This is a genomic window from Nitratiruptor sp. YY08-26, from assembly GCF_016593215.1.
GTDB classification, from domain to species: domain Bacteria; phylum Campylobacterota; class Campylobacteria; order Campylobacterales; family Nitratiruptoraceae; genus Nitratiruptor; species Nitratiruptor tergarcus.
Genome location: NZ_AP023063.1, coordinates 766,096 through 782,111, shown reverse-complemented (window position 1 = coordinate 782,111; position 16,016 = coordinate 766,096). Strand labels below are relative to the sequence as shown.

The following is a 16,016-nucleotide window of genomic DNA, read 5'->3' as shown; positions in this document are numbered from 1 at the left end:
ACAAGTTGGGGAGCATATATTGCATATCTTTACGGAAAGGAAAAGAAAACCTTCCTCATTTTCTCCCCACTTATTTCCATTATAATATTTTTTCTTCTTGGATATTTTGTAAGCCACTCTTAATAAGGAAACTCCTCAGCGACTTGGTATTCACATTCTGGTTGAGTTCTTCTATAACCTTCTGCTACCTGATATGTTTGATTTGTATCTGGATCAGTTTTCTCAACATAATTGAGTTTTGGATAAATACACATTAAAACTTCTCCATTACCATCTGTTTTTTGATTAATCTTAAAGCCATAGTAAGGATTTTGAACACAACCATTCTCTAAATCAGTAAAATATAAATAATCCCAACCTTTTCCTCTATCAGTAAAAGCTTCTTTACAAACCGCGCCAAATCTAGCATATTGCAATGGTTTATTATTATCTTTAAAAAAGATTTTTACTCTTTCAGCACACACCCTATCCACGCAGTCTGATGGTTGTCTAGCTGTGAGTGCAGTTCCTGTCAATGTTCTTTTATAACTATTACCTATACGCTCTTTACCTTCACCATACACAACCGAAAAGAAAATATCTTTTCCTGCAAAAAAAGTAGGATATGCAAGCTTAAATTGCACTAATCCATTTTTAACAGGATATTGCCCATCTTGTTTATTTAGCATAATTGCTGCAATTGTATCTTGCGATGGATTATATCTTGTTGGATCTCCAATAACATAACCAAGACTATCAATCTCACCATCTGCTTCCTCTCCTAGAAGCAAAGTAGAACTATCAATTACACTTTGTATACTCCACGCTCCCAAATAAGAAGTTGCATTTCTATATTTGTTCGGAAGTATTATCAATTTATCTTGAATCGGATCTACTTCACTCAAGTTAGGACGTATATTTATCGGCTCAGCTAAGATAGAAAATATTGTTCCTCCATTTTTTATAATTTTTGCTCCATTTTCACTATATATATCTCGATAAAATATATTATGAAAATAGGGGTTATTAATATTATCAAGCTCTCCTTTTATAAATTTATCATAATATACTTCAGGATAAAGAAGTTTTGGAGTAATAGCAACTATTTTGACATTTTTACCCTCCAAATTATCACTATCAACTTTAATAGTATATGCATCTTCAAAAAAGCCCGATGTTTCATTATATTCTGTTCCAACATACTCTAAAGCAAAATTAATAGGAGCTTTATGTAAAACAGGGTATGTCTTACTAATAACTATTTCCTTTTGCAAAGAATCAGGTTTAAATTCAACTTTAAATTCTAATTTAGCTAAACCCTCTTCCTCTCCACTTACTATTATAAGTCCACTATTTTTAATATCTCTTCCCGTTAATATAAAACTATCTACTTTCTCGCCTGTTGGAGAAAATAGTTTAATACTTGCTGATTTTGACGAAACAATAATCCTCTCAATTTTTTGAGGATCAATTAGTTTATTATATGTTTTGCTCACTATAGAATAATTGATATATCCATTATTTCCCTTAACAAAATAATTTTTTTCCGTTTGAAGCTTAGCAGTATAATATAGATCCGGTAACTCTTTTATATGCAAAGTCAATGATGCTTCTTTAGTTAAAACTATTTTTCCTACTTGAAGTGAAACATTGAAGTTAATAGATATATCACCAGGTTTACTAAAACTTTTCACTTCAATTTCACCATAACTCGATATATTATTTTCTAATAATAAATCATCTACATATTCATTATTCTGTTTTATTTTAAGTTTTTCCCCATCTAAGCTTCTAATATATAGAGATTTAAGATTTTTGCTTGCAACTTGATTTCCTTGTGCATCAACTATCTTATATTTTATTTGTTTTATAGCATCTGTTACCATTTCTTTATTATTATCAGCTGGCTGCAATAATATATTATATGAAGTGACACTTATTCTCTCTTTGTTTGGCACCACAAGTGGCCCAAATTGGCTTTTCTTCTTTGCGCTATATACTTTTCCATTCAATGAAATTTTATTTTGCTGTACCAAATCTGCTTTAAAAGTAATGTAATTTGTCAAACAATCATTTGCAAAATTTATAGTAAATGTAATGTTATTTTTATCAGTAATATCAATAGGAGATTGAGGAGTAAAATCTTTCACAATACAGTTTTGTGCTTCAATTTCTACATTTTCAAAAAAATATTTTTTTTCTACATTATCTGTTTTAATTCCTGTGTGCTTCTCAAAATATAATACTCCTTGAATTGTTCTTTGATCGCTATATTCAAAAAAGCTCTTCTGCGTTTGCATTTGATATACTTGAGGTTTTGCTATTGCAGCCGTATCATCTACTGGATAAATTAATGATGAAAAAAAAAGTGTTAAAGATGTGAGAATATTATGAATCATAGAGTTCTCCTCTTTCGATTTCTTAAAGATTATAGCCTAATTATCGTAAAAACTCTTTTAAAATTAACCAAGCTTGAACCTTTTGCTGTAATGTCATTTTACGATATGCAGGGGATGGAGAAGGAAGGTAAAAAGTAGGGATTGAAAGATGTGAAAAATATTTCGAAAAAAGTTTTTGTGCCTTTTTCCCAGTAAAAAAAATTGCCTTGATATTGGGATATTGGTGTAAAAGTTTTTCAATATCATTAACTTCAATATCTTTTAAAGATGTATCAAGAGAGTTTTCTCTTTTACAACTATGAACCATATCCCACACTGCAATATGGTGCTTTTTAAGAAAAGATATTTTCTCTTCAATAGTCTGTGGAGTTTTTCCATCAAAGAGCGTAGCTAAAATTTTCCAAAACTGATTTTGTGGATGACCATAATAAAAAGAGTTTTCAAAAGATTTAATGCTCGGGAATGATCCTAATATAAGTACTTTAGAATTTTTATCTATGATAGGTTCAAAGGGATGTTGTAGCATTAGTAGACTAAAATGGTGAGTAAACGAGCTTAGCTCGTTTACTCTACTTCTGCGTCGATGACATCATCATCTCCGCCGCTTTTTTTCTGTTCAGCACCACCCTGTTCAGTACCACCTGCTTGGCCTTGCTCTTTTTTATACATAGCCTCAGCAAGTTTGTGGCTTACTTGGGTAAGCGCTTGAACTTTTGCTTCAATTTGCTCTTTTGTAGCATTTTCATCTTTAAGAACAGCTTTGAGATCATTGAGAGCTGCTTCAATTTGAGCTCTTTCATCAGCACTTATTGCATCGCCTGCCTCTTTGAGGCTCTTTTCTGTTTGATATGCCAAAGCATCTGCTTGGTTACGAGTTTCAATAAGCTCTCTTCGTTTTCTATCCTCTTCTTTATGAGCTTCAGCTTCTTGGATCATTTTTTGGATCTCTTCTTCGCTGAGCCCACTTGAACCAGTGATTTTAATTTGTTGCTCTTTACCTGTTGCTTTATCTTTTGCGCTTACTGTCAAGATACCGTTTGCGTCGATATCAAAAGTTACCTCAATTTGTGGCACTCCTCTTGGAGCTGGTGGAATACCTTCGAGTGTAAATTGACCAAGAGATTTGTTATCTTTTGCCATTTCACGTTCACCCTGCAATACATGGATTGTTACTGCAGGTTGATTATCTTCAGCTGTACTGAAGATTTGAGTTTTCTTCACAGGAATTGTTGTACCTTTTTCGATGATTTTTGTCATTACACCACCAAGAGTCTCAATTCCAAGGCTTAGTGGTGTAACATCCAAGAGCAATACATCTTTTACATCACCTTTAAGAACTGCTCCTTGAATTGCTGCACCAACAGCTACAACTTCATCTGGATTAACTGATTTATTTGGCTCTTTACCAAAGAACTCTTGTACTTTTTTCTGTACTAAAGGAATCCTTGTTGAACCACCAACAAGAACCACTTCGTTTACTTCACTTTTGCTTAGTCCTGAGTCTTTAAGCACATTCTCAGCAATTTGAATAGTTTTATCTACAAGATCTTCAATGAGACTTTCAAATTTTGCACGTGTGAGTTTTTTCACAAGGTGTTTTGGCCCAGTCTGATCTGCTGTGATAAATGGTAAGTTGATCTCAGTCTCCATTGCAGAGCTTAGTTCTTTTTTCGCATTTTCTGCTGCTTCTTTGAGTCGTTGCAATGCCATAATATCAGATTTGAGATCAATTCCAGTCTCTTTTTTGAATTCATCTACGAGCCAGTCAATGATTCTGTTGTCAAAATCATCACCACCTAAGAATGCATCACCGCCAGTTGCAAGAACCTCTACAACATTATCACCAGTCTCGAGGATTGTTACGTCAAATGTACCACCACCAAGGTCATATACAACAATCTTTTCAGCCTCTTTTTTATCAAGTCCATAAGCAAGGGCTGCTGCTGTTGGTTCATTGATAATTCTTAATACATTCAGACCCGCAATAGTACCTGCCTCTTTTGTAGCTTTTCTCTGTGCATCATTGAAATATGCTGGTACTGTAATAACAGCTTCAGTGATCTCTTGACCGAGGTAGCTTTCCGCATCTTCTTTAAGTTTCATCAAGATTTTTGCACTTATCTCTTGCGGAGTATATACTTTACCATCAACTTCTACTGCACAAGCACCATTTCTATCAACAATCTCATAAGGTAGTCGTTTTTTAGCCTCTTGCGCTTTCTCTTCATTACACATCATACCCATAATTCTTTTAACCGAATAAATTGTTCTTTTTGGGTTTGTAATCATTTGGCGCTTAGCAGGATCCCCCACGAGTATTTCACCTTTATCTGTAAAAGCTACAACTGATGGTGTAGTATTTTTTCCCTCTTTATTTGGAATAACTTTTGCTTCTTTTCCTTCATAAATTGCCATACATGAGTTTGTTGTACCTAAATCTATTCCTAATACTTTACCCATTTTCACTCCTTTATATACATTTTTCGAAATTTTACTTTATTGGACTAAATTTTTCTGCTACTTTTGTAGCACTTATTCTTCTTGCCCTTTTGCCACACTTACTTTTGCAGGGCGAAGTATTCTCTCTTTATATTTGTAACCCTTTTGAATTACCTGTACAATTTCTCCTGCTTTTTTCTCAGCATCTTCTACCTGCAACAAAGCTTCATGCAGATGTGGGTTAAACTCTCCCCCCTCTTCAATCTCAATTACTTCTATTCCATGTTTATTAAAAGCTTTGATAAATTGATCTATTGTAAGCTCAATTCCCTTTTTAAGCTCCTCTACTGCTTGGGCTGCATCAAGATTGTCTCTGCTCACTGCTGCCAAAGCCATATCAAGACTATCGAGTGCTGGGAGAAGATCTTGTGCAAATTTTTCTAGTGAATACTCAATTGCTTGAATTTTTTCTCTCTCCAAACGCTTTTTCGTATTTTCAAAGTCTGCATGGACACGTAGATATTTCTCTTCACACTCTTGCAATTTCTCTTCTAACTCTTTACAATCATTTTGTGATTCTTTGTTTTCTTGTTGCTCTTGCATCTTTTGTTGAGCTTCTTGATTCTTTTTCTCTTTTTCACTCATCTTTTACTCCTTCATAAGATTTTTTATACATTTGTGGTAATTTCTATAGAGCCTCCCCATTAAAAGCATTTCTCCCTTGAGATTTTTTGGAAGGTCTATATAAAATTTATAGCTCAAAAACATATGAGAAAAACGCAATCCTACATCTTCTTGCAACAACTTTTGCCCACTATAGATAGCATAGAGATTAGCTTTAGCCCAAGAACTATCCTGTTGAGCCATTGCAATGATTTCACTATCATTATAGATTTTAAAATCTTCTTGGATAAACTCCTTGAGCCTCTTTCCCACTGAAACATAACCTATATTAGTAAAAAAATTAGTAATATCAAAAGCTCCCAAGCCAATCATTTTTTGTAATTGTTGCTCTACTTTTTTATTATACGGCAAAAGAAACTCACTGTTTTCAAAAAGGGCTATAATATATTTATTTTTATAGTTATCAATACTTTTTAATAATGGATTGTTATAGATTCCATATTCATAAAATATCTCTTCACACTCATCAATTTTTTGTAATCTTTGTGCATCATCCACTTTAACACTTTTCTTTTGCAACTTTTTAATCCAATACATTTTGAGTGCCATTTCGCTTGGTATTCGGCCACTACTCACATGCTGTTTTAGTAGATACCCTTTTTCAGTAAGTTTTTTAAAATAGTAACGAATAGTAGCACTAGAGAGCTCTGGAATACAATGCTCATGAAGATATTTTGAACTAATTGGAACAGGATTATCTATATACTCCTCAATCAATCCTTCTAAAACATATTGACTCTTGTTCATTTTTAGCACTCTATATCTAAATTTGCTGAGCAAATCATATCATATTGAGTGGAGTATTGTCAAGTTTATTGAGATTATATATTTATATAAAGATGCTGGCAAATCAAAATGACAATATTAATTAATAATATAATAGTTGATAGTTTACGGAAGTAGAAATTAATGAATTAAATAACAAAGAGAGTATAATAAATGTAGATTTAGGGTTGTAAGCAGGAAGAGGAGTTATCCTCTGATTCCTAGCTCACCAATGAGTTTTGTGTACTTTTCGTAATCTTTTCTTTTGAGATAACGAAGAAGTCTTTTTCTCTGTCCAACTAACTTCAAAAGTCCAAGTCTGGAAGAGTGATCTTTTTTATGTTCTTTCAAGTGATCTGTTAGATAGCTGATTCTTTCACTTAAAAGTGCTATTTGAACTGCCGGACTTCCGGTGTCACCTTCATGCTCTGCGAATTTAGAGATAATCTCTTGTTTTTTCGCCGAATCCAAAGCCATTGTAGCCTCCTGATTGGTCTAAATTTTTGTGGAGTGACATTATAGCTAAATTTATAAGATTTGCAAATTTTTTATATAAACCTATACCGCCATAGTATGCACTCAAACTGCAAATATAAAATCTTGTACTAATCCTCTTTAAAAAAATTAAGTTTTTATCCCAATTTTAATTAGGAGAAATTTAGTATAATTAATCAATTAAAAGTATGGAAGAAGGTAGATTATGCTGTTTACAAGGGCGACAGAATATGCTCTTTTGGCATTGGTGATAATTGCACGAGAAAACAAGCCATTAGGAACCGATTATCTCTCGAAAAGACTCAATATATCAAGAAGCTTTTTAGCAAAAATACTACAAGCTCTTGCTAAAAAAGATATTTTAAAATCTTACAAAGGGGCAACAGGAGGATTTATGCTCGCAAAACCTGCTGAAAAACTCTCTATCAAAGAGATTAGCCAAGCAGCAGAAGGCAGAAGAATTAATATATTTGATTGTTCAAGTGCTCAAGAGCTTTGTCCAAGCAATCAAGGAGATTTTTGTACCCTCTGGCCATTTCTCAACAAACTTCAAATAAAAGTAGATACTTTTTTAGATAATCTAACTCTTAAAGATATAATGGAGCCTTAATGGATTTTTATCATCTCTCACACACAGATCTTGATGGCTACACATGCCAATATATTACAAAACATATTTATCATGAAGGATTTTTTGTTAATGCTAATTATGGAGAAGAGGTAACTGTACGTATAGATGAGATACTTCATAGAATAGAACGCTCTATGAAAGAGAATGTCTTCTTTCTTATCACAGATCTTAATCTAAGTGAAGATGAAGCAGCTTATCTTGATAATGAAATAAAAAGATTTAAAGATAAAAATATCAAACTACTGCTTCTCGATCACCATGCAAGTGGTATAGAAACAGCAGAAAAATTTGAATGGTATCATCTCGATGTTACAAAATCTGCTTCAAAAATCACATATGATTATTTCAATAATGGTAATAACATCTCCCATCTTGAAAAGTTTATAGATGCAGTTAATGCAGTAGATATATGGTTGCAAGAGGATCCACTCTTTGAGTTTGGAAAAGTACTCATGCGCCTTGTAGATGAAGCAAAAGAGATCAATAGATTTACTTTTAATTCTGCGCATATCCGTTATAAACATACAATGCTCTCAAAAGCACTTCCCTATATTGAAAAAGAAAACAACTACATTCTATTAGATGATGATATATGCAAAATTAAGAAGAGTTTTTTCATAAAATCAAACAACGATACATTGGATAATCTCGTAACCAATTACATTCTTGATCTCATTGAAGCAAAAAAAGAGGAGATGACAATATATTTCCAAGGCAATAAGGGCATCCTTACTTATGGAATTCAAAACAGTTCTATTGTAGGGAATGGCTTTTTACGCCTCAATCCAGATTACCACTTCTTTATGAATGTAAGTCCACGAGGAACTTTTAGCCTCAGAGCAGATAATAAAATGGACGTGTCAAAAATGGCAGAGCTCATTGCAGGCGGTGGTGGGCATCCAAATGCTAGTGGCGGTAAGCTTAAAGAGTTTAAAGAGTTCTTTATCTACGATGAGCTAAAATCTTTTGTAGAAGCCCTTTTGAAGGATAAAGAATGAAAAGCGACAAAGAAAAACTCGACGAGGCGGAGTTTGAAATAGAAGAGCTTGCCATGCAATTAGCAGATATGCTTGGAGCAGCACTCCACTATGCAGGAGTTCCTGATAGTAAAATGGCCCAAGCAGTAGAAGCCTATCTCAATGGAATTGATGAAGTCTTTGGTGATGATTTAGAGGGAGAGATGGGCTATGAAGAGGTCATTAAAGTAATAGAACATCTTAAAAAAACAAGACCAGAGCTTTTTAGAAAATAGTTATTTCCTTGCAAAAAATGTAGCAAAGTTTGCCCAGCGAAATATGGGCTCTACAAAACGAAATCCAGTTTGTAAAAGCATCTCTTCGTTCTCTTTGAGAGTATAAGGAATAAGTACATTTTCTAGTGCTTCTCTCTTTTGTGCTATCTCATAATCACTATAACCTTGCTCTCTTTTAAAATCGTAGTAAATATCTATGAGCTGCTTGTTGAGTCTCTTATCTTCAGTAATAATTTTTTCACTAAAAATAAATACGCCTTCATCTTTCAATTTCTCATAGATTTTTTTTACAAATTTTTCTCTTTTAAGCGGTCGAATAAATTGCAATGTATAGTTGGCTATAAAGCAGTTGGCTAGTGAAAAATCATACTCCAATATATCAGCATGAATAAATTCAATATCAACTCCAAAAGCTTTTGCCTTATTCTTTGCTCTTTGTAGCATTGCAGCAGAGTTATCGATACCTTTAAGGTGGAGACTTCTATCGCTCTTTTTTGCAATCTCTATGAGAAGTGTTCCTGTTGAGCATCCAAGATCATAAACTATTGCATTTTCTTGAAGATTTGCAATAACAAGATCTCGCACTAAGGATAAATTCTCTTTGTAAAAAGGGACTGAGCGTCCGATCATATCATCAAATACAGTTGCAACCTCTTCATCAAACTCAAACTGCTTGGAAATTGGTTTTTTAAAAATCTCATCTTTCACTTTAGAGCCTTTTTACTCCATTTTCTACTACTTTTTTGCTGGAGAAGTTTTTCAATCTTCTCTTTAATAACAGCAAAATTATCACTTTCAGCAAAACATGTATCTATTTTGCAAGCTAAAAATTCTTTATCCTTACTTTTCTTTGTTAAGATATAAGGATAGCGTATAAATGCGATCTCTTTGAGATAGTTTCGAATTTTTTGTGACTTTATTACTACATCACCTATTAAGATACGTAAAAATGCCCTTGTGGCTGTTGGGTAGTAACCAGTATCGTGATAGATAAGTGCAGATTTTTCATACATACTCTTTTTTGCAAATTGATAGAGTTTAAGATCTTCACCAAGCATTGCAATATCAAGCATCGCATGATAGAGCATTGCCAAAGCACTCGAGTAGTAGCTATCGCTCAAATCTGCAGGCAATTCTATATCTTCTTGACTAAAATACCAAATCCCTTTTTTGAAAAACTTCTCTTTTGCTTTTTTGAGGAGATCTTTTGCAGTTTCTAAATACCTCTTTTTGCCACTGAGCATATATGCATCATTCAAAGCTTTTATGAGATACGCATAATCTTCAAGTAAAGCCTCTTTTGTAGGAGGATTAGAAGACAATTTTTGATGGTAGAGATTGCCATGAATATACGTTTCTTGCAAAAGTCTATCTAAAGAAGCAAGGGCTTCTTTTTTATATTTCTCATCAAATATAAATGCATGCATTTTTGCATCTATATACATCGCATTCCAAGCAGTAATTATCTTTTTATCAATAAAAGGATATTTTCGTTTTTTTCGCATTTTTCGCAAAAGTTGCACAATTTTTTCATCTCTTTTGCCAACTAATCTTGGATTTGAGAGTACAGAATCAAAATTCCCATCCTCTTCAATGCCAAGACTGCTCAATGCCTTTTGCGCATGTCTCTTTGCTATCCCCTCTTTTTGTAAAAAGCGCAGTGTCTCATCATAATCATAGAGAAAATAGCCACCCTCTTTACCTTCACTATCTGCATCACTGGCGCTAAAATAGAGTCCCTTATATCCAAAACGCCTGTCAATCTCTTGGATCGTCTCTTGAACTATGCGTGCAAAAAGAGGCTCTTTTTCAATAGTGTACGCCTTGGTATACACTCCAATGAGCTCTGCATTGGAATAGAGCATCTTTTCAAAATGGGGAATTTGCCACTTTCTATCTGTGGTATAGCGAAAAAATCCCCCTTCAATTTGGTCATATATGCCACCCTTTGCCATAGATTCAAGGCTTTTTTTTGCCATTTGCCACGCTTTTTCTTCATGAGTTATCAAATAAATATCCAAAAGCAGAGCAATGGTACTTGCTTGAGGAAATTTTACTCTTTGAGAAAAGCCTCCATAAATTTTGTCGTAACTCTTTTCTATTTGCTTGAGCGCTTTGTTTGCTAGCGAGAGATCTAACTGTACCGGAACGTACCTCGCATGCAGTACCTCATTAACAAGTTTTAAAACTGCCTCACCCCTTTTTTGCAGATACTCTCTTTTTTCTTTGTAGCCTTGTGCTAAAATTGGAAGAATTGTTTTGAGTCCTTTGACACCATATCCATCTTCTGGTGGAATATACGTTGCACTAAAAAAGGGCTTTTTATCTTCACTCATAATGATTGTAAGAGGCCACCCACCACTTCTTCGATGCATTACTTGGAAAACTGTTTGATAAAACTTATCAAGATCGGGACGCTCCTCTTTATCTACTTTAATAGGAACAAAATTTTCATTAATAAGTTTTGCAATCTCCTCATTTTCAAAAGACTCTTTCTCCATCACATGGCACCAGTGGCAAGTACTATAACCAATAGAGAGAAATATCGGCTTATGCTCTTTTTTTGCTTTTAAAAAGGCCTCCTCTCCCCAGGGATACCAGTTGACAGGATTGTGGGCATGCTGACGCAAATAGGGAGACTCTTCATGAATGAGGGCATTAGTATAGTTTGCACCAAAAAGAAAAAGTGTAGTAAAAATGATGCCTAAAAACTTTTTTAACATTGTATATCCTTTAAAATCTCTTGCGCTTTTTTTATATCATCTTCGATCTGCTTTTTAAGCTTATGTAAAGAGTCAAATTTTTTATTTTGGCGTATAAAAGTAGCAAACAAAATAGCTATCTTCTCACTCTCTTCTTCAAATTCTTCTAAAATATGTGTCTCCACTGCAAAACTCCCATCAGTCACAAAGCGATGCCCGATAAATGTAATACTTCTATATTTTTTTTGAGCTATTCTTGTATATGTAGCATAGACTCCCTCTTGCGGTAAAAGAAACTGCTTTACTGCAAGATTGATGGTAGGTACCAACTCCTTGCTACCTACTCCTTGCCCTGCAACCTTTTTCCCAACAATCTCATAGCACCTACCTAAAAGCCTGTTTGCTTGCGAAATTTTACCTTTTTTAATATACTCTTTGATAATGCGAGAATGCACTGAAACTCCATCAATTTTCACCTCATTTACAATCTCCACATCCCCATCAAAATAGTTATGAAGATCTTGTGCTTTATATTTTCTATCTTTTCCAAAGGCAAAATCGTATCCAACAACTATCTTTTTGAGATGAGGAAAATGTTTTTTAAGTAGAGCAATAAAACCTGCTGCATCGAGATGGCGAATCTGCTGCAGTTTCAAAAAGAGGCAAGGATAGTGAGTATATTTGCAGCGAAACTCTCCAGGAGTAAGGGTTGCATCCTCTTTGTCTATCACTACAATAGCACCTTTATCTCCTAGCCTTTTAAAAAGCTCTTGGTGTGCTCTATGCATACCATCAAATGCCCCTATGGCAATCGCCTCAGCACTTTTCAAAGAGATAGACCCACTCAATATTTCCCTCTTTTCCTGCAATTTTCGCCTGCTCTTTACGAAGCTCTCTCCATCCTAGCTTCTTAACAGCCTCTTCAAACTTCTCTATAGCCCTTTGCACCGCTTTTTCATCTTTTACTACACCTCTTTTATCACGTTTTACATCTTTACCTACTTCAAACTGCGGTTTAAAAAGGGTTATAATATATCTTTTTGCTAGACGATCTAAATCTTTAAGAATATGGTGCAAACTAATAAAACTCACATCGCAAGCTATAAGATCAAAAGGCTCGGCAGTAAATGAGCGGATATCTGTTTGACTTTTATCTATAACTCTCTTATTTCTTTGAAGAATAGGATGGAGCTGATCTTTGCCAACATCGAGCGCCACTACTCTTTTGGCACCAAACTCCAGCAGCACCTGGGTAAATCCCCCAGTAGAGGCCCCAACATCTAAAACTTCCATTCCTGTAGGGCTAAAACTACTACTTTGTAAAAAAGCTTTGAGCTTATATGCAGCTCTACTCACATAGGGATCTTGCAAAAGCGTAATATTCTCATCCCCAGCTACCTGCATAGCCGGCTTTGTAGCTACCTTGCCATTGAGTAAAACCTTATTTGATCGAATAAGCTCTGCTGCTTTATTTCTTGAATCAACTAAGTTTTGTTTCACTAAATAGCTATCAAGCCTCAAGACCTGCCTCTTTAAGAAGTTCCCACATCTTCTCTTCCGGCAAGAGTGGTACGCCCAGTTTTTGCGCCTTTTCATATTTGCTACCAGGGTGCTCACCATAAAAAACATAATCTGTATGATGTGAAACACTATTTGTCACATGCGCTCCCGCACGCTCAAGAAGCTCTTTTATTTTACTGCGCGGTAATCGCATTTCACCTGTGAGCACTACAGTTTTATGTGCAAGTGGTGAATGCTCTACCTCTTCCTCTTTTTGTGGCTCAGTTGGCTGAATATATTCAATAAGCTGCTCAATTTTATCTTTATTAACCTCTACAAACTCTTTGATAGATTTCACCATCTCCGGCCCAAACCCTTCAATCTCATAAAACTTTTCAGGATCTACTTTGTACCAATTAAGTCCAAACTTCTCACATATTTTCTTACTTGCAACTTCACCAATATGCTCTATGCCAAGGGCATTGACAAATCTCCAGCACTCTACTCCTCTTACACCTTGAATTGCATCTATGAGATTTTGCGCCTTTTTTTCTGCAAAGCCTGGAAGTTTCAATAGATCCTCTTTTTTTAGCTTAAAGAGATCCACTACATCTTTTACTAATCCTTTTTCATACAAAAGCTTTACCGTCGCTTCCCCAAGACCTGGAATATCTAAGCACTGTTTGGAAGCAAAGTAGATGATAGAATTGACAACTCTTGCTGGACAGCTGAGATTTTGACACTTAATCAAAAGTCCTTCATCTAATACTGGTTGTCCACATACAGGACATTTTGTTGGACGCTCTACCTTTTTCTCTTTTCCGGTACGATACTGCGTAAGAACCTTTGTTACCTCTGGAATTACATCACCACTGCGGATAACTATAACCATATCACCAATGCGTATATCTTTGCGCTCAATCTCTGCATAGTTATGCAGTGTAGCTCGCTCCACTACTACACCTTCAATCTCTACTGGCTCCAAAATCGCTACAGGCGTAATAATGCCAGTACGCCCTACTTGTGGCACAATATCGATAATTCTTGTCATCTTCTCCACTGCTGGGAATTTATATGCAACCATCCAGCGAGGATACTTGACGGTATAGCCTAAAACCTCATGTAGTGCAATTTCATCTACTTTTATAACCATCCCATCAAGCATAACAGGAAGAGAGTCACGCTCTTTTGAAAAATCTTCGTAGAGCTTTTGTATTTCAGCCTCATTTTCACAAATTGCACGCTTAAAAGGTTTAATGAAGCCTTGTTCATACACAAAATCCATCTTTTCATGCTGGTAGCGACAATTGAGTGTATTGTAGCCGATATCCCAAGGATAGAAGTAGAGTTTTCTTTGTGCTGTTACTTTTGGATCAAGCTGACGCAAGCTTCCAGCTGCTGCATTGCGAGGATTTGCAAAAGTGGGCTCACCGCGCATACTTCGCTCTTCATTGAGCTTTTCAAAATCATCTTTGCGAATAACCACCTCTCCACGAATCTCTATGAGACCTTTATATTCTATGCCAAGGGGAATGGAAGGTATAGTCTTTGCATTTGCTGTTACATCCTCTCCAACCTCACCATCACCTCTTGTAGCAGCACTCTTTAAAATACCATTTTCATAAATGATATTAAGACTTGCACCATCAAATTTTGGCTCTATGTAAAAATTAATATCCTCTCTTCCACTATTTTTATAGACTCTTTGGATCCACTCTTTAAGCTCACTCTCACTAAACACATCCTCCATCGACCACATTTTGGTAAGATGGCGCACCTTTTTAAACTCTTTTGCTGGCTCAGCACCAATGCGTTGCGTAGGAGAGGTAGGATCGATTTGCTCAGGATGCGCTTTTTCATACTCCTCTACTTCTCTGTAGAGCTTATCATACACCTCATCAGGAACTTCAGGGTTATCTAAAACATAATAGGCATACGCCCAACGTTTTAGCTGCTCAACTGCTTTTTTGTACTCTTCATAGTTTGTAATCATTTCTCTATCCTTAAACATCTAAAACTTTAAAAAGTATCCCTGTAAGATAGAGCGAAAATTCATTATTGAGTATATAGGGGTGATCTACATCTTGGAAAAGATACTCAACAATCTCTACAACTTTTTTATTATCGATGCTACTTTGCATGATAACTTGCTCTAGATCTTTAAGCCCCACATGGTGCGAACAAGAAAAGAGTGCAATATAACCCTCATTGCGGATTAATTTCATTGCATTTACAGTGATATCTTTAAAGCCTTTTAATGCAGAACTCTTTTTTGATCTGCTTTTGGCAAATGATGGAGGATCAAGGATAATAACATCAAATTTCTCCTTCTGCTTGCGCAGCTCTCGCAAATAATCGAACACATTTGCTACTACAAATTTTCCTTTAACATCATTCAAAATAAAATTCTCTTTTGCCAGAGCAATCGCATCTTCTGAGATATCTACTAATCGTACATCTGCATCTTTTTTTACTTTTGCATAGAGACCAAATCCACCAGCATGGCAAAAACAGTCAAGAATCTTATCTTTTTGTTTAATGTAGCGAGAGACAATTTGACGATTGCGTCTTTGATCAAGATAGAAACCTGTCTTTTGCGCATCTATGAGATTAACCTGAAATTTTATATCATTTTCTACAAAAAAGACACGCTCTGGTATCTCACCTATTATCTCATTAAAAGGCTCAACCTTCTCTTTACGCAAAGAGTTTTTTTCTCCTTCAATATATACTCCTTTTGGTTCATAGAGATTAAGGAGAATATCTAGTATCTCCTCTTTAAAGTGCAAAATCCCTGCTGTGAGAAACTGAACACTAAGATAATCTCCATACCTATCTACTATAAGACCAGGGAGGTAATCTCCTTCAGAGTGTATAACCCTACAAGCATTATCAAAAAGCTTTACTCTCTTTGCTGCTGCACGCAATATACGTGATTTAAAAAAACGATGATTGATTAGCTCATCTTTTAATGTAAGTATACGAATTGTAATAGTGCTCGCAGGATTAATATATCCTACTGCCAAAAATTGTTCATTTTCATCAAATATTTTTACGAGTTCCCCAGCTTCATACTCCTCTAACGGACTTATGATATCACTCTTATAGACCCATGGGAAAAATTCATGAACCTTTTTTGCTGCCTTTTTATTGATAATACATCTTTTCAT

The 16,016-nt window shown here is 35.1% G+C and carries 15 protein-coding genes; 3 read left to right on the top strand and 12 right to left on the bottom strand.

The window, feature by feature from the left end:
* Positions 1 to 119: 119 nt before the first annotated feature.
* From JG738_RS04305 to rpsO, 6 genes are all read right to left on the bottom strand, one after another.
* Positions 120 to 2,378, bottom strand: a complete 2,259-nt coding sequence (locus JG738_RS04305; RefSeq protein WP_201338524.1) for a hypothetical protein — start codon at positions 2,376 to 2,378, stop codon at positions 120 to 122.
* Positions 2,379 to 2,418: 40 nt separating this feature from the next.
* Complete coding sequence (locus tag JG738_RS04300; protein ID WP_201338523.1) at positions 2,419 to 2,904, bottom strand: DNA-deoxyinosine glycosylase; 486 nt, start codon at positions 2,902 to 2,904, stop codon at positions 2,419 to 2,421.
* A 38-nt stretch (positions 2,905 to 2,942) separates the two neighbouring features.
* Positions 2,943 to 4,838 carry a molecular chaperone DnaK gene (gene dnaK, locus JG738_RS04295; RefSeq protein ID WP_201338522.1) on the bottom strand — a complete coding sequence of 632 codons (1,896 nt, stop codon included), beginning with the start codon at positions 4,836 to 4,838 and terminating at the stop codon, positions 2,943 to 2,945.
* Positions 4,839 to 4,910: 72 nt separating this feature from the next.
* On the bottom strand, positions 4,911 to 5,462 hold the full coding sequence (gene grpE / locus JG738_RS04290) for a nucleotide exchange factor GrpE (protein ID WP_201338521.1): 552 nt from the start codon (positions 5,460 to 5,462) through the stop codon (positions 4,911 to 4,913).
* Between the two features lie 3 nt (positions 5,463 to 5,465).
* Positions 5,466 to 6,248: a hypothetical protein gene (locus JG738_RS04285; RefSeq protein WP_201338520.1), complete on the bottom strand. Its 783-nt coding sequence runs from the start codon at positions 6,246 to 6,248 to the stop codon at positions 5,466 to 5,468.
* 225 nt (positions 6,249 to 6,473) lie between these two features.
* On the bottom strand, positions 6,474 to 6,743 hold the full coding sequence (gene rpsO / locus JG738_RS04280; protein WP_084275644.1) for a 30S ribosomal protein S15: 270 nt from the start codon (positions 6,741 to 6,743) through the stop codon (positions 6,474 to 6,476).
* Between the two features lie 223 nt (positions 6,744 to 6,966).
* On the opposite strand from rpsO, the gene JG738_RS04275 reads away from it, so the two are divergent.
* The 3 genes from JG738_RS04275 to JG738_RS04265 are packed head-to-tail and all read left to right on the top strand — an operon-like array spanning position 6,967 to position 8,644.
* The gene (locus JG738_RS04275; RefSeq protein ID WP_084275643.1) at positions 6,967 to 7,371 is read left to right on the top strand and encodes an Rrf2 family transcriptional regulator; all 405 of its coding nucleotides are present in this window, start codon (positions 6,967 to 6,969) and stop codon (positions 7,369 to 7,371) included.
* A complete protein-coding gene (locus tag JG738_RS04270) occupies positions 7,371 to 8,390 on the top strand; it encodes a DHH family phosphoesterase (RefSeq protein ID WP_201338519.1) in 1,020 nt (339 codons plus the stop codon). The genes JG738_RS04275 and JG738_RS04270 overlap by 1 nt, the downstream gene beginning before the upstream one ends.
* Positions 8,387 to 8,644 carry a hypothetical protein gene (locus tag JG738_RS04265; protein WP_084275641.1) on the top strand — a complete coding sequence of 86 codons (258 nt, stop codon included), beginning with the start codon at positions 8,387 to 8,389 and terminating at the stop codon, positions 8,642 to 8,644. The genes JG738_RS04270 and JG738_RS04265 overlap by 4 nt, the downstream gene beginning before the upstream one ends.
* Here the strand turns inward: JG738_RS04265 and cmoA are convergent, their stop codons facing one another.
* Genes cmoA through JG738_RS04235 form a run of 6 tightly spaced genes read right to left on the bottom strand, consistent with a single transcriptional unit; the run spans position 8,645 to position 16,016 of the window.
* On the bottom strand, positions 8,645 to 9,352 hold the full coding sequence (gene cmoA / locus JG738_RS04260) for a carboxy-S-adenosyl-L-methionine synthase CmoA (RefSeq protein WP_201338518.1): 708 nt from the start codon (positions 9,350 to 9,352) through the stop codon (positions 8,645 to 8,647). It abuts the gene before it with no gap.
* Positions 9,349 to 11,367 carry a thioredoxin domain-containing protein gene (locus tag JG738_RS04255; RefSeq protein WP_201338517.1) on the bottom strand — a complete coding sequence of 673 codons (2,019 nt, stop codon included), beginning with the start codon at positions 11,365 to 11,367 and terminating at the stop codon, positions 9,349 to 9,351. The genes cmoA and JG738_RS04255 overlap by 4 nt, the downstream gene beginning before the upstream one ends.
* Entirely contained in the window at positions 11,361 to 12,176 is an 816-nt protein-coding gene (locus JG738_RS04250) for a bifunctional riboflavin kinase/FAD synthetase (protein ID WP_236583221.1), read from the bottom strand. The genes JG738_RS04255 and JG738_RS04250 overlap by 7 nt, the downstream gene beginning before the upstream one ends.
* Complete coding sequence (locus JG738_RS04245) at positions 12,163 to 12,846, bottom strand: TlyA family RNA methyltransferase (protein ID WP_236583220.1); 684 nt, start codon at positions 12,844 to 12,846, stop codon at positions 12,163 to 12,165. The genes JG738_RS04250 and JG738_RS04245 overlap by 14 nt, the downstream gene beginning before the upstream one ends.
* Positions 12,847 to 12,856: 10 nt before the next feature.
* Positions 12,857 to 14,839 carry an NAD-dependent DNA ligase LigA gene (ligA, locus tag JG738_RS04240; protein ID WP_201338515.1) on the bottom strand — a complete coding sequence of 661 codons (1,983 nt, stop codon included), beginning with the start codon at positions 14,837 to 14,839 and terminating at the stop codon, positions 12,857 to 12,859.
* A gap of 10 nt (positions 14,840 to 14,849) precedes the next feature.
* A complete protein-coding gene (locus tag JG738_RS04235; protein WP_201338514.1) occupies positions 14,850 to 16,016 on the bottom strand; it encodes a class I SAM-dependent rRNA methyltransferase in 1,167 nt (388 codons plus the stop codon).